Raw genomic sequence first — 13,118 nt, 5'->3', positions numbered from 1 at the left:
GGGAGCCCAGGGTCAAGCAGCGGCTCGCCCGCGACTCTGGGCTCCCGCCTGCGCGGGAGCACGGCCCAGCCCTACCGCCCCAGCAACACCCGCGCCTGGCCCGCGATCTGCGCCAGCATCGCCGCGTTCGGCGCCGCCGCCGTCCGCGCGCGGTCCACGACACCCTTGAACTGCGCGACGCGGGTAGCGTTGACGCCAAGCCATTCGTCGACCGCGCCTTCGGGATCCTTGCCGCCGGCGCGTTCGAGGAATTCGAGGCGGATCTGCTGGAAATCGCGCGCCAGCCCGGCGATCAGCAGCCGCTCCCACGGATCGCTCGAATTGATCCGCGCCGCATTTGCTTGCGCCCAGTCGAGCCCGAGCGCTTGCCCTAGATGGGTGAAGGCGCGCGTCAGCACGGTTTCGTCGATCCCGGTTTCGGCACCCAGATCGGCAAGCCCGACCGCGCCGTCAAGCTCGAACAGCCGCACGACCTTTTTCGCCAGCCCTGCCGGCGCGCCCGCTGCCTGAAGGTTGGTCGAAATCCGTGCGCTCTGGCTCGACGCTTCCTCGAGCAGCAATTCGCGCGTCTTTCGGTCGAGCGCGCTCACGCCCTTGCCCAGCCGCGCCAGCACCGCGCCCGGCCCCGTTCCCGGCGCCGTCACGCGCAACAAATCGGCGATCTGGCTGCGCACCGCGACCGCGACCTCGTCGAACAGCGCCAGACGCCCCGCCTCGGGCATCGGCGCGCTTTCGATTTCGGCCCACAATTTGTCGAGATCGAACAGCCGCTCGACCACGACGAACATCGCCGCGATATCGGCCATCGCCGCGCCTTCTTCCTCGGCGAGTTCGAACGGGTGAAGCACGCCGAGCCGGTTGATGATGCGGTTGGCGAGCTTGGTCGCGACGATCTCGCCGCGCAGGCGATGCTGGTCGATCGCGGTGGCGAATTTCTTGCGCATCGCGGTGGGGAAGGCGGCATGAAGATCGGGCTTGAGCTCGTCGGCGGTGCCGAGGTCGCTATGCTCGATCGAATCCTGCAGCGCGAGCTTGGCGGTCGCCAGCAGCACCGCGAGTTCGGGCCGAGTCAGGCCATGTCCCTCGGGCGCGCGGCGCAGCAGTTCGCCATTGTCGGCGAGCCCCTCGACCACGCGGTCGAGCCGCCCGGCGCTTTCGAAAATCTCGATCAGCCGAACGTAGCTCGGCAATGCCTGGGCGCCGTCATTCTCCATCACCGACAGCGCGAGCGTCTGGAGCCGATTGTCTTCGAGCACCAGGTGCGCAACGTCGTCGGTCATCGACACGAGCAGCTTGTTGCGCGCGTCGAAACTCAGCCGTTTTTCGATCATCTCGCGGTTGAGCGCGATCTTGATGTTGACCTCGTTGTCCGAGCAATCGACCCCGGCCGAATTGTCGATGAAGTCGGTGTTGATCCGGCCCCCTCCTAAAACACTGGCGCGGCTGGCGAACGCGATACGCGCGGCTTGCGTAACGCCCAGGTTCGCGCCCTCGCCGATCGCGGTCGCGCGCAATTCCTCGGCGTTGACACGCAGCCGATCGTTGGCCGGGTCGCCAACCTCGACATGGTTCTCGCTCGCCGCCTTCACGTACGTGCCGATGCCGCCGAACCAGATCAGGTCGGCGGGTGACTTTAGGATCGCCGAGATCAACGCCGCGGGCTCCAACTCGTCGGCCGCGATGTCGAGCGCCTCCTTGACCTGCCTGGTCAGCGCGATCGTCTTGGCGGTGCGCGGGAACACGCCGCCGCCCTTGGAGATCAACGACGGATTGTAATCCGCCCAGCTCGACCGCGGCAGCGCGAACATGCGTTTGCGTTCCTCCCAGCTCGCCGCCGGATCGGGGTCGGGATCGAGGAAGATGTGGCGGTGGTCGAACGCCGCGACGACCTTGAGCGTCTTCGACAGCAGCATGCCGTTGCCGAACACGTCGCCCGACATGTCGCCGCACCCGACGACGCGGATCGACTGCGTCTGCACGTCCACCCCGCGCTCGGCGAAGTGGCGCTGGACCGAGACCCACGCGCCCTTGGCGGTGATGCCCATCGCCTTGTGGTCGTAGCCTTGGCTACCGCCCGAGGCGAAAGCGTCGCCCAGCCAGAAACCGCGCTCGATCGCGATCGCGTTGGCGACGTCGCTGAAGGTCGCGGTTCCCTTGTCGGCGGCGACGACGAAATAGGGGTCTTCGGCGTCGTGGATGACGACACCCTCGGGGTGGACGACCTTGCCCTCGACGATGTTATCGGTGACCGACAGCAAAGTGCGGATGAAGATGCGGTAACTCTCCGTGCCTTCCGCCAGCCACGCGTCGCGGTCGGTCGCGGGCGAGGGGAGCTGCTTGGGATAGAAGCCGCCCTTGGCGCCGGTCGGAACGATCACCGCATTCTTGACGACCTGCGCTTTCATCAGGCTGAGCACCTCAGTGCGGAAATCGTCGCGGCGGTCCGACCAGCGGATGCCGCCGCGCGCGACAGGGCCGGCGCGCAAATGGATGCCCTCGACGCGGGGGCTATAGACCCAGATTTCGCGCCACGGCAGCGGGGCGGGAAGGCCGGGCACCTTGTGGCTGTCGAGCTTGAACGCCAGCGCTTCCTCGGCCGCCGGCGCGAATGCGTTGGTGCGCAACGTCGCCGCAACCACGCCCTTGATTGCGCGCAGGATACGGTCGTCGTCGATCGCCGAGACTTCATCGAGCCCCTTGGCGATCGCCTTGTCGGCCAGCGCGACGCCATCGCCGCGCGTGCCGTTTGGCCCATGCGCAGCGTAGAAACGATCGATCAGCGCCTGCGCGACGTCGGGCGCGCGGCGCAGCGCGTCGACCACTGTGGTCAGGCCATAGGTCAGCCCGCCCTGGCGGAGATAGCGGAACCATGCGCGCAGCAAGACGACCGCCTGCGGGTCCATCCGCGCGTCGAGGATCAGCCGATTGAACGCATCGTTCTCGGCGCGTCCCTCGAGCACCGCGGCGATCGCGTCCTCCAGGATCGTCCAATCGGTGGGCTCGGCGGTGCCCGCCGCGATCGGCTCGACCAGGAAGTCGTGGACGAACCCCTCATTTTCGTCGGCGAGCTGGGTCGGTATTTCCTCGACCACGCGGAAGCCGAAATTCTCGAACACCGGCACCGCGTCCGACAACGCCACCGCGCCGCCGAAGCGATAGAGCTTGAGCCGCAACTCCGGCCCGGACCGGAAGATCCGCACCGAGCGGTCGGCATCGTCATCGAGCCGTGCAAGCCGCAGGATATCGCGCGCGCCTTCATCGGCCGAATTGTTGGTGCGATAGGTTTGCGGGAAGCAATTGGCGAAGCGCAGCGCTAGCCGCGTCGCGCGGGTCGGGTCGGTATCGCTCAGCGCTGCCTCGACCGCGGGCGCCCAGCCGCGCATCATCCGCGCCAGCCGCACGTCGAGCGCGGCCTCGTCGGGCATCTCGCCCGCGCCGCGCACATCGATCGTATAGCGGATCAGCGCGACAACATCGTCCATCGCCACCGCCCAATTGAGGATCGGGCCGTTCGCCGCCTCGCTGAGCATCTCGCCGATCGCGAGGCGTCGCGCGGTGGTCAGTTCGTCGCGCGGCAGCCAGACGAACGCGAACAGATGCCGACCGAGAATCGATTTCGCCAGCACCAGCTTGGGGCGCGGCCGGTCGGCCAGGCTCATCGCGGTCAGCGCGACATCTTCCAGCGCCTGCGGCGTGAACGCGATCAGGATATCGTGCGGCAACGTGGTCAACGCATGTTCGAGCGCCTTGCTGGCATGGCCCTTGGGATCGAACCCGAATTTCTGCTGGAGCTCGGCGAGCCGCGTGCGGAGCAACGGGACATCGTCGGGCGGAGTGTTCAGCGCGCTGCTGGTCCACAGCCCGGCATGGATCGACAACCCGGCGACCTTCCCGCCGTCGCGGATCGGCACGACAACCAGGTCGAGCGGGATTTGGCGATGGACGCCCGAGATGAAGTTGGATTTGAGCAGCAATGGCGCGTCGTTGCCGCCCTCGAACCATTTGATCGCCAGCGCGCGCGATGCTTCGGCCAGGATCGGTACGTCATGCTTGTTGCGGCAAATGCCGAGCGGCGCCTTGGCGCCCGCCTCGCGCCCGAACCGGGCATGGCCGAGCATGGTGAAGTGCCGGTCGAGGAACCAGTTCAGTAACGCCGCGCCTTCGCCGGTCAGCGTCGCGGCGTCGGCGGCCATCGCGGCTTGCAGCGGCACCCAGTCGGCGACCGCGGCGCGCACGTCCTTCAGATTGGTCTCGAGCGCGGTGACCAGGCTACGGCGCTCGCGTGCGTCGGCGCGCTCCATCTCGATATAGATCATCGATTCGGGGGTGCCGTCGCCGACGCCCATCAATCCGCCAAGCGGATCGCGCGTCACGGGCACCACCGGGTGGATGATGCGGTCGACCGCGATGTCGTGCGCGGCGATCGTCGCTGCGATCGAATCGACCAGGAACGGCATGTCGTCGTTGACGATCGCGACCCGCATGCGTCGGTTGGCATCGCTCGCGGCGATCGGCTCGATCACCATCACCGGCGCGCCGGGGGGGCGGTTGTACGCGGCGGTCGCGACGAAGTTCGCCGCCTCGGCGCGCTCCGCCTTGCCGAAGCCGTGCAATTCGCCCGGCAAGGCACCCTTGATCAACCGGTCCGCGAGTGCGTCCGACAGCGATTTCAGCGAAGTCTTGGCCATGGCGCAGCCTATGCCCCCGACGGAGCAAAGGCTCAAGGTCGTTTCAGTTGTTACGTAGTTGCGCGCTCACGCAGCCCCGGATTCGGCGTAGCCGAATCCGCAAAAAAACTATTTCGCCGCTTTGAGCGTGCGCGCGGCCAGCGAGCGGTCGTTGGTAACCGACGCGACAATGTCGAGCGTGCCGTCACCGGTCGTGCGGCCGAGCAGCACCACCAGTTCCCCCGGCTCCAGCCCCGTCGCGAACTCGACGCTCGCCAGCACCAGCCGCTCGGCGATATCGGCTAGCGGATCGCGCGCTTCGGGCTTGGCCGGATTGCGCGCTGAACGCTCGGCGGCGACGACGGCCTTGATCCCGCCCTCGACGGTTTCGAGCACTTGGGTCAGCTGCCCCACGCCGATCGCGTGGCGGCGCGCGTGGCTCAGCACCGCGGCGAATTCGGTCAGCCGTGCCTTGTCGTAATCGGCACCGAACACCAGCTTGGCGACCGCCGTCATCGGCGCGCGCTCCTGCACGGTGACGCCGGCATCGTCGAGCAAGGCGCGATAGGTTTCGGCATCCTGGTCGGCGGCGAGCCCGAAATCGTGCGCGCGGCCCAGCGCGCGGTACAGCGCGGCGCGGCTGCGCGTGTCGGCGGAAGTCGCGGCGGTCGCGGTTTCGCGCGCTTGGCGGAGCTTTCCGGCCAAGTCGGCGGCGTCGGCTTCGGGCGGCTCGATCGCGGGACCGTCAGCCCAGACCGGGGCGGTCGCAACGGGCTTGGGCGCGGCGCGCAACGCGGCATCGACTTCGGCGTCGAGGCTCGCCTGAGTCGCGGCGTCGGCCAGTTCCTTCCAGTTGATCACGCCATAGATGAAGTCGATCGTGTCGTCGTTCGACGAAAACGGCATCAGGATGCCGCGGTACATCGTGTTGTGCCCGCGAATGCCGACGAATTCGGCCTCGAACCCGATCGGTGCGCGGTTGGCGATGATCTGAAGATAATGGTCGGTCAGCCGCGACAGCAGCGAGCGGCTCGGCACCTGGCTGATATGTGTGATCGAATTGTCGTGCCCGGTTTCCTCGCGCAGCGCGGCGCCAAGATACGCGATCTTCGGATCCTCGATCCCTTGCGTGAAGTCCAGCAACACCGAATGCGGGCCGAAATCGGCGATATTGGCGGGATCCAAATCCTCGATCGACGGATAGGCGCGGCCGCGCAGCAGCGACACCCAGTGATTGTACGCGCGCACATGCATGCGGCGCTCGTCGGTGCCGATCGCGGCGGGCGTCGGCTCGTCCACGGCTGCGTCGGCCGCATCGGTCGCGCCGCCGCTCAGTTCATCGGCGTCGTCACGATCCTCGTTGAAGCCGCGCTGCGTATCCATGCACCAGTTCCCACGGGCGTCCGTCGCCCCTTCATGAAACGCTTGTGCGCCAGACGTGGTAAAGGTTGCGTAAACCTGTTTGCGGCTATCGGCGGCGGGTGAGGCGACGGCCTTGTCAGGTCAGGACGGACCTGATAATCGCCGCCGCCTTGCCGCGCCCCGAGGGGTGCGCGCGGGCCGCCTTAGCTCAGCTGGTAGAGCATCGCATTCGTAATGCGGGGGTCACAGGTTCGAATCCTGTAGGCACCATCACCCCATCGCGGAACGCCCGCTTGCCACCGCCGGCGGATTGCGGGCATGGTTCGCCGGCGGGGGTATGTGCGTGAACGTTCAATCCTATCTCGATGAAGTCCGGGCCAAATATGCCAGCGGGCGGGCAACCGACGAGCCGCTGCAAGAGCTGGTTTGTGTCGGGCATCCGGTAATTTCGCAAAAAAGTGAGTGTTGACTAGCTACCGTGTTAGCCAGAACTTAGGATGCCTCATGCCCAGCAACGAACTCTATTACGGCGACAATCTCGACGTTCTTCGCCGCAAGATTGCGAGCGAGAGTGTCGATTTGTGCTACATCGATCCGCCCTTCAATTCGAAGCGCAACTATTCCCAGATCTACAACAATCAGGGCAGCGAGGATCGCGCGCAGGCGCAGGCGTTCGTCGATACCTGGGAATGGGGCGACAGCGGTCGAGGGGCTGGACTATATCCTCGATATCGAGCGGCTGCACGGCGGCACGCCAGGCAGCGTGCGGTGGACCGAACAGACGGTCGAGCTGATCCGCGGTCTGGAAAAGGTGCTCGGGCGCGGCGCATTGCTGGCCTATCTGGTCCGCATGACGCTCAGGATCGTGGAAGTCCACCGCGCGCTTAAGCCGACCGGCAGTTTCTATCTTCACTGCGATCCGACCGCGCCGCACTGTCTGAAGCTGGTGCTCAATGCTGTGTTTTGTGGGCAGGGCGGGGATTATCTCAGTGAGATTGTGTGGAAAAGAACTGCTAGTCACTCAGGCTCCGTGGCATTCGACCTTTAAGGATGGCCAGAAGGTTGATCTGCCGCTCGATTGACCGTTTTCCTACAGCCCCCGCGCCTGCTATCCTCCGCGCCGGCCCGTCACACGGCCGCGCTCTTTGACTTCGCCGGATACCGCATTGTCGCCGGGCCCATGGCCAGTGCGAACATTGGGAACATTCGCCATCCGCGCCATCGCCCGCGCGCACCCAAAATGCACGCCTGTCTTATTCCTCCTGCGCGCGATCTTCGGGAAGTTTGCCTCCCGCGCGCGCGTAGGGGTGCGACTTTTGCGGCCTTTCGCGCCGCAAAAACCCTGGGGATGGTGTAATCCTTGTAATCTTCCGGCGGGCCTCGCGCGGCTGACTTGGGCAAAGCCCAAGTCGTCGGACGGGTTCGGCGTTGCCGACCCGCCGGCGCACCCCGCAAAGTGTTACTTTGCGGGGGGCCCATCGCCAGCCGGCCTTCGCCGTCTCGCCGTCAGCTTTGCTGGCGGCGTGCGGCGTACGGCTATCAAATCCCCTGCCATGCGTTAGGGACCGTCACCCGCCAATCGAGTAATCCCCCGACATGCGCCTCTCCATCCACGCCTGGCTCGACTATTCGCTGCCCGAGCCCGCCGACCTGCTGTTCGCGCTCGAAGTCGCACAGACCCCCGATCAGCGGCTGGTCGAGGATTTGCTGAAGGTCGGCGGGACGGGGACGTTGACGCCGATCACGGCGGACGACGGCGTGGGGCGGCGGACCTGGGCGCGGGGCGAGGGGCGCGTGACCGCGCGCTACACCGCGACGGTGGAGATCGAGCGCCCGGCGACGCGGTTGCGCGGGCTGGGCGCGGACGATCTGAAGGCGCTGCCCGCGGCCGTCGTGCCGTACCTCTTTCCCAGCCGCTATTGCGAGTCCGACCGGCTCGACGCGGTGGTGCGGCGCGAGTTCGGCAACGCGATTGGCGGCGACCGGATCGCGGCGATGGTCGACTGGATTCGCGCGCATTTGACCTACGAACCCGGCAGCGATGCCGGCACCACCGCGGTCGATACGCTGGTCGCGCGGCGCGGGGTGTGCCGCGATTACGCGCACCTGCTGATCGCGCTGGCGCGCGCCGCCGACATCCCGGCGCGGATGGTTGGCGCCTATGCCTGGGCGCTCGAGCCCGAGGATTTCCATGCGGTGGTCGAGGTGTGGCTCGACGGCGGCTGGCGGCTGGTCGATCCGACCGGCCTCGCGCCCGAGGAAGGGATCGCCCGGATCGGTGTCGGGCGCGACGCCACCGACATCAGTTTTCTGACGATCTTCGGCCGCGCCGATCTGGTCGAGCAGAGCGTGACGGTGAAGCGGTTAGACGCGTAATACCCAGCCGCGCTTCGCCAGCGCGAGCGTGATGAGCACCGATAGCGTCCCGGCGATTGCCGCGTAGAGCAACGACGTCCAGTCGAGCGGCAAGCCGAGCCGCGTGAGCGCATCGAACGACGAAACCCAGAGCCGCTCGCCGCCGACGCGGATGACGAGGATCGCGGTCAGCAGTGCGTGGACGACGTAAAGTGTCAGCGCGACCTGGCCGAGCCGCGCCGCTAGCCGGACAGGTGACAACGCCCCGATCGACGGCCAGAACGATTTGAGCAGGCAGAGCATGCCGAGCCCGATCGCCGCGTTGATTACGACGAAGGTCGGCGTCCATAGCGCCTTGTTGACCGGCCAAAGAAACCACGGGCCAAACGCGGCGACGAAGCACAACACGGCCGTCTTAAAAAGCGCGTTAGGCCTCTGTATCGTCAGCCGCTGCACCGCGACGCCGATCATCGCGGTGGCGATCGCCGACAGCGTCGATAGCGGTCCTTCGGGGTCGAACACCTTGCCGTACAATCGCGTGCCGCCCAGCACTGCGCGGTCGAGCCAGCCGCTGAACCCCGCGCCCTGCGCCATGCTCGCGACCCCGCCGGGCGGCGCGGCGTAGAGCAACGCGCCGTGGACCGCCATCAGCGCGACCGCCGCCAACGCCGGCACGCGCCAGCCGCTCGTCGATCGCACGGTCAGCGCGCAGACCAGATAGACGATGCCGATCCGCGCCAGCACGCCGGTAAAGCGGATATCGATCAGATGCGGGCTGGCATGGACGATCCAGCCGATCGAGAAGCCGATCAGGTACAGCAGCACCGACCGCCGCACGATCCGCCCGATACTCGCGGGCGGTTCGCGCCCATCCATCGCCAGCGGCAGCGACAGCCCGACGCACAGCAGGAACAGCGGAAAGACCAGATCGGCGATGGTCAGCCCATTCCACGGCGCGTGTGCCAAGATCGGAAAGACATGCGCGTCGGACCCTTGCAGGTTGACCAGCACCATTCCGAAAATCGCAAGCCCGCGCAGCGCATCGAGCGCGTCGTCCCGTGTTCTAGTGGCCGTTGCGGTCATCGTCCCCCCGCGCACTTTGTGCGGCGGCACGAAGCGCGGCACAAGCCATGACATCGCGCGGCAAAACCGATACCGCTTGCACGATGAAAGACCATTACGACGTCCTGATCGTCGGCGCGGGACATGGCGGCGCGCAGGCGGCGATCGCGCTGCGCCAGGGTAAGTTCGAAGGATCGATCGGCGTGATCGGCGATGAGCGCGAATTGCCCTATGAGCGCCCGCCCTTGTCGAAGGAATATCTAGCGGGCGACAAGAGCTTCGACCGCATCCTGATCCGCCAGCCTGCGTTCTGGGAAGAGCGCGACGTGGCAATGCTGCTCGGGCGCACTGTCGTGACGGTCGATCCGGTGGCGCACCACGTCACCACCGCGGATGGAGCTGTAATCGGGTATGGCAGTCTGATCTGGGCGACGGGCGGGCACGCGCGGCGGCTGGCATGCGATGGGCACGACCTCGCCGGCGTCCATACTGTCCGCAACCGCGCCGATGCGGACCGCATGATTGCCGAGCTGCCGGGGGTCGCCAGCGGGGTGGTAGTCGGCGGCGGGTTCATCGGGTTGGAAGCTGCTGCCGTACTGAGCAAGTTCGGCAAGCGCGTCGTGCTGTTGGAGGCGCTTGACCGCGTCATGGCGCGCGTCGCCGGGCCGCAACTATCGCAATTCTTCGAGGACGAACACCGCGCGCACGGAGTCGATGTGCGGCTCGGCGTGTCGGTCGTGCGGCTGCTCGGCAAGGGCGCGGTCAACGGTGTCGAGCTGGCCGACGGCACGATCGTCCCCGCCGACATGGTCGTGGTCGGAATCGGCATCGTCCCCGCGGTCGAGCCGCTGGCCGCGGCGGGCGCGGTCGGCGGCAACGGCGTCTATGTCGATGCGCAATGCCGCACATCGCTGCCCGATATCTACGCGGTCGGCGATTGCGCGCTCCACGCCAACGGCTTCGCCGGCGGGGTCGAGGTGCGGCTAGAATCGGTCCAGAACGCGACCGACCAGGCGACGGTCGCGGCGAAGGCGATCCTGGGCGAGGATGTGGCGTACACCGCGACGCCGTGGTTCTGGTCGAACCAGTACGACCTCAGGCTGCAGACCGTCGGACTGTCGATTGCGTACGACCAGGCGGTGCTGCGCGGCGACCCGGCGGCGCGCAGCTTTTCGGTGATCCACTTGAAGGCCGGCCGCGTCGTCGCGCTCGACTGCGTCAATGCGACGCGGGATTACGTGCAGGGGCGCAAGCTGGTCGAAACCGGCGCGACGGTCGATCCGTTGATGCTGGCCGACACCAATATAGCCCTGAAGGATATGTCATGACCCCGACCATCACCGCCTTCGAAGCCTCGCCCGATCGCGGCCGGGGCTTGGCCCGCGACACGCGCGTGCGCTGGGCGTTGGAGGAAGTCGGCCAGCCGTACGACGTTCGCCTGGTGTCGTTCGAGGCGATGAAGCAACCCGCGCACCGCGCGTTACAGCCGTTTGGGCAGATCCCGACCTACGAGGAAGGCGATCTGGTCCTGTTCGAATCGGGCGCGATCATCCTGCATATTGCGGAGCGTCACGCGGGTTTGCTGCCCGACGACCTCGATGCGCGCGCGCGCGCGATCACGTGGATGTTCGCCGCGCTCAACACGATCGAGCCGCCGATCGTCGAGCGCACCACCGCTGTGCTGTTCGAAGGCGACAAGCCGTGGGCCAAGGATCGCATCCCGATCGTCGAGGAACGCGTCCGCGCGCGGCTGGGCGATTTGTCGCGGCGGTTGGGTGACAACGACTGGCTCGACGGGACGTTCAGCGCGGGCGACCTGATGGTGGTCGAGGCACTGCGTCGGTTGGGCAACGCGCCCATTCTTGGCGAGTATCCCAAACTCGCCGCCTATGTCGCGCGCGGCGAAGCGCGGCCCGCGTTCCAGCGCGCGTTCGCGGCGCAACGCGCGGTGTTCGATGACCAGCCGGCGGCTGGCTGAGCTCAGCGCCCGACCACCATCCCGCCCTTCATCACCAGCGCCACGCGGCGGACCGCGGCGATGTCGGCAGTCGGATCGCCCGAGACCGCGACCAAGTCGGCAAGCAGCCCGATCTTTACCGCGCCCAGCCGCTTGTCGAGCCTGAACCACCGCGCATTGGCCCCGGTCGCGGCGATCAGCACTTGCGCGGGCGCCATCCCGACGGCGGCCATCAGTTCCATCTCGCGCGCATTTTGGCCGTGCGCGAACACGCCGACGTCGCCGCCCATGCAGATGCGGACGCCGGCCTTCACAGCGAGTTTGAAACTTGAGCGGTTGAGCAGGACGCTCGCCGGCGCGGGCTCGCTGCCGTTCCAGCCGCGGTAGCGCGCGACCGCGTCGGAGGCGGCAAGGGTGGGGCAGAGCGCGATCCCTTTCGCGACCATCGCCGCGAAGATTTCGGGCGTGCCGCCATACCCATGCTCGATCGTGTCCACCCCCGCGGCGATCGCGCGGCGCATCCCTTCCGCGGTCGCGGCGTGGACCGCGACCGGGCGGCCGGCATCGTGCGCGGCGGCGACCGCTGCCTTCATCTCGTCGAGGCTCAGGGTGGCTCGGCTGTCCTCACCGGGGCGCCAGCGATAATCGGCGTAGAGCTTGATCCAGTCGGCGCCCGCCGCGATCTGGCGGCGCACCGCCGCGACGATCGAATCGACGCCCGACACTTCCTCCGCGCCTTGCGGTATCTCGACGCCCGGCTCGAAGCCCTTCGGCCCGTAAGCGCCGAGCGCGACGATGGCGCGCGTTGCGACTTGCAGGCGCGGGCCGGGGACGATGCCCTTTGCGATTGCGTCTCGCAGCCCGACATCGGCATAGCCCGCGCCCTCGGTGCCGAGATCGCGTTCGCTGGTGAAGCCCGCCATCAGCGTCGCCCTGGCGCTGGCGACTGCGCGCGCGGTGCGCAGCGCGAGCGCTTCGTGCAGCACCTGATCGTCCCACGGCGTCTCGTTATACGGGTGCAGGAACAGATGCCCGTGCCCCTCGATCATCCCCGGCATCTGCGTGTCTCCGGGCAGGGCGATCACTTGGGCGCCGATGGGGGCGGAGAGGTTCGGGCCGACCGCGGCGATCTTGTCGCCCTCGACCAGCACTTGCCAGCCGGCATGGACCTGGCCGTCGACGCCGTCGAACACCCCGGCGGGCTTGAGCAGGGTCGCGGAGGGGGTTTCGGCGGCGGGCAGCGCGGTCGCCGGGCCGATCAGGATCGCCGCCATCAAAGCCAGCCAGCGCATGGTCATCTCCCTCTTCGCGTATTACGCTTGGCCCATGGATAGCCTTGCTCGCTTGCCGCTCCTAGCCCTCGCGCTTCTCGCCACCGCACCGTCGGCGCCCGACCCTGAAATGACGCGCTGGCGCGCCGAAGTGGCGAACGTGACGATCACCCGCGACGATTGGGGGATCGCGCACATATCGGGCAAGACCGACGCCGACGCGGTGTTCGGGATGATCTATGCCCAGGCCGAGGACGACTTCTCGCGGATCGAGGCCAATTACCTGACAGCGCTGGGGCGGACGGCGGAAGCGCCGGGGGCCGGCGAGGACGCACTGTGGGCCGACCTGCGCCAGCGGCTGTTCGTCGATCCGGCCGAGCTGAAGAAGCAATATGCCGCGAGCCCGGCGTGGCTGCGTAAGTTGATGGATGCGTGGGCCGACGG

9 protein-coding genes and 1 tRNA gene are annotated in these 13,118 nt (G+C 67.3%); 6 read left to right on the top strand and 4 right to left on the bottom strand.

Features of this window, described 5'->3' with window-relative positions; genetic code table 11:
- Positions 1-71 precede the first annotated feature (71 nt).
- Both JWM94_RS02320 and JWM94_RS02315 read right to left on the bottom strand, forming a co-directional pair.
- Entirely contained in the window at positions 72-4,688 is a 4,617-nt protein-coding gene (locus JWM94_RS02320) for an NAD-glutamate dehydrogenase domain-containing protein (protein WP_299420923.1), read from the bottom strand.
- Positions 4,689-4,796: 108 nt separating this feature from the next.
- Positions 4,797-6,050 (bottom strand): hypothetical protein, encoded by a 1,254-nt coding sequence (locus tag JWM94_RS02315; protein WP_299420920.1) that lies wholly within the window; start codon positions 6,048-6,050, stop codon positions 4,797-4,799.
- A gap of 179 nt (positions 6,051-6,229) precedes the next feature.
- On the opposite strand from JWM94_RS02315, the gene JWM94_RS02310 reads away from it, so the two are divergent.
- The 3 genes from JWM94_RS02310 to JWM94_RS02300 all read left to right on the top strand — a co-directional run bounded on the left by JWM94_RS02310 (position 6,230) and on the right by JWM94_RS02300 (position 8,405).
- Positions 6,230-6,299, top strand: a tRNA-Thr gene (locus tag JWM94_RS02310).
- Positions 6,300-6,792: 493 nt separating this feature from the next.
- Complete coding sequence (locus JWM94_RS02305) at positions 6,793-7,077, top strand: hypothetical protein (RefSeq protein ID WP_299420917.1); 285 nt, start codon at positions 6,793-6,795, stop codon at positions 7,075-7,077.
- 548 nt (positions 7,078-7,625) lie between these two features.
- The gene (locus JWM94_RS02300; RefSeq protein ID WP_299420914.1) at positions 7,626-8,405 is read left to right on the top strand and encodes a transglutaminase family protein; all 780 of its coding nucleotides are present in this window, start codon (positions 7,626-7,628) and stop codon (positions 8,403-8,405) included.
- Here JWM94_RS02300 and JWM94_RS02295 read toward each other — a convergent pair.
- Positions 8,394-9,467 carry a heparan-alpha-glucosaminide N-acetyltransferase domain-containing protein gene (locus tag JWM94_RS02295; RefSeq protein WP_299420910.1) on the bottom strand — a complete coding sequence of 358 codons (1,074 nt, stop codon included), beginning with the start codon at positions 9,465-9,467 and terminating at the stop codon, positions 8,394-8,396. The genes JWM94_RS02300 and JWM94_RS02295 overlap by 12 nt on opposite strands.
- Before the next feature lie 83 nt (positions 9,468-9,550).
- Between JWM94_RS02295 and JWM94_RS02290 the strand changes: the two genes are divergently transcribed.
- Both JWM94_RS02290 and JWM94_RS02285 read left to right on the top strand, forming a co-directional pair.
- Positions 9,551-10,774 (top strand): FAD-dependent oxidoreductase, encoded by a 1,224-nt coding sequence (locus JWM94_RS02290; protein WP_299420907.1) that lies wholly within the window; start codon positions 9,551-9,553, stop codon positions 10,772-10,774.
- Complete coding sequence (locus tag JWM94_RS02285) at positions 10,771-11,424, top strand: glutathione S-transferase family protein (protein ID WP_299420902.1); 654 nt, start codon at positions 10,771-10,773, stop codon at positions 11,422-11,424. The genes JWM94_RS02290 and JWM94_RS02285 overlap by 4 nt, the downstream gene beginning before the upstream one ends.
- A gap of 2 nt (positions 11,425-11,426) precedes the next feature.
- On the opposite strand, the gene JWM94_RS02280 is transcribed toward JWM94_RS02285, so the two are convergent.
- Positions 11,427-12,701, bottom strand: coding sequence for an amidohydrolase family protein (locus JWM94_RS02280; protein WP_299420899.1), 1,275 nt, complete (start codon positions 12,699-12,701; stop codon positions 11,427-11,429).
- A gap of 28 nt (positions 12,702-12,729) precedes the next feature.
- Here JWM94_RS02280 and JWM94_RS02275 point away from each other — a divergent pair.
- Positions 12,730-13,118: penicillin acylase family protein (locus tag JWM94_RS02275; RefSeq protein ID WP_299420895.1), on the top strand; the 389-nt coding region annotated here is incomplete at its 3' end.

Source organism: Sphingomonas bacterium (genome assembly GCF_028289855.1).
Lineage (GTDB): Bacteria > Pseudomonadota > Alphaproteobacteria > Sphingomonadales > Sphingomonadaceae > Sphingomonas.
Note: the sequence above shows the minus strand (reverse complement) of the source record. Positions and strands in the feature narration are given on the sequence as shown.